Origin of the sequence: Streptococcus pseudopneumoniae (assembly GCF_038148935.1) — a bacterium.
In the GTDB taxonomy this organism is placed as follows: Bacteria; Bacillota; Bacilli; order Lactobacillales; family Streptococcaceae; genus Streptococcus; species Streptococcus pseudopneumoniae_U.
In genome coordinates this window covers 1-1,539 of record NZ_JBBJZX010000166.1, presented here as the reverse complement: position 1 = coordinate 1,539, position 1,539 = coordinate 1, and the positions used below count along the sequence as shown (strand labels likewise).

1 protein-coding gene and 1 pseudogene are annotated in these 1,539 nt (G+C 32.5%); one reads left to right on the top strand and one right to left on the bottom strand.

Annotated elements, in window-relative coordinates:
- Positions 1-262: 262 nt before the first annotated feature.
- Positions 263-1,135 (top strand): helix-turn-helix domain-containing protein, encoded by an 873-nt coding sequence (locus tag WKI42_RS10355; protein ID WP_173282751.1) that lies wholly within the window; start codon positions 263-265, stop codon positions 1,133-1,135.
- Between the two features lie 85 nt (positions 1,136-1,220).
- Here the strand turns inward: WKI42_RS10355 and WKI42_RS10350 are convergent.
- A pseudogene (locus WKI42_RS10350) lies at positions 1,221-1,539 on the bottom strand (N-acetylmuramoyl-L-alanine amidase family protein); the annotation flags it as partial.

Genomic DNA, 1,539 nt, shown 5'->3' with positions numbered 1-1,539 from the left:
ATTGATAGACAAAAGTAGACCAGCACCTGCAAGTAAACCAAGTGTGAGTAGTTTAGATTTTTTCATAGCCATTTCCTCCTTTATTGAATAGTTATAAAAAGATATTTTCCATCATAAACATTCTACATAACTCCTAATAATCCTTAAGAGTCAACCAATACCTTCTTTCTATCATCATTGTCCACCCCACACCTTTATGATATACTAAATATAAATATTTTCTTAAAACTTCTACTTTTGGAACATTTTTGGAGGCAAAAATATGCGGTGGGATATTGGTTCAGTTTATAAATACATTCGTAAGTCAAAAGGGATCACACAAAATGAGGTCTGTGGTGACTACATTACTCATTCTAACTTATCGAAGTTTGAAAATAATCATTCTACTCCTAGATATGATACTATGGAGTTGCTTTTGAGGCAAGTTGATATGAGTTTCGATGAATTTCATTATATTTGTCAACATTACCAAATGGATTCTCGTAAGAAATTATTTTCAGAATATTATCAGGTTATTTCTTCGCCTAATCTAGAAGAAATGAAGACACTGCTATCAAAATGTCAAATTTATCTAGATGAAGTGCAGAATGATATCCCAATAGAACACGCTGTGAAAGAGCTAACCATTTTTATAGAAGTGATTGAAAATCAGTTTTCCGATAAAGCCCAAGCCTTAGCTGAAGAGTTATGGAAAGAATTGGAAAAAAGGGATCAGTGGTTCCTCTCAGATTTACGGTTATTAGTGATGATCATCTTTCATTTCCCTATTGATTCACTAGAAATGCTACGCCAGAGGCTTGTTAAATCTCTAAATAAATACACAGATTATCGTCCAATTCAAAGTATTCATTACTCCATTCTAGCCAATATGACACGAATGTACCTTGAAGCAAATAAGAAAGATGATTGTCTATGCTTAATTCAAGAATATCTTGATTTAGCAAAAATATTGAAACGATACGATTTATTAGGTGTAGCTCAAGTACGTCTGGGAATCGTTAATGAAAATCATGCTATGATTAATAAAGGATTATCCTTACTCGAATCAACAAATGAAAGTCGATTACTGCGGGAAATGAAAAGAGAAGTTAGTGATTATTATCAAGCAGATTTTTTTGAAACAGAGGGCAAATAGTAACTATTATTTTATGAATAAAAGCGAACATGACTTCCTAGTAGACAAAGTTGTTCGCTTTTTTCGTTTTACTCTGTCAGATAGTTTATTTCACAACAAAAACATTTCCTGTCTTACTATCGATTTTAACAGTTTGACCGTAGAAACCATCAATTTCTTTATTAAGATAATCTGAAATTCCTGTTGGCAATCGTTTCATTTTAAGAATTTCACCAGATTGGTCTGCATAAACAAGAATATGATAGTGATGATAGCTTGGTCTATCATCAATCAATGCAAAATAACCTGTTTTTAGTTTGCCATTAGCACCCTCTAAATAGTATAGTTTATTATTATTGATTGTAAAGCTGGTAGCTCCAAGACGAAGTCGTGCACCCGGATTTTCTAAATAGACATCATTGCCA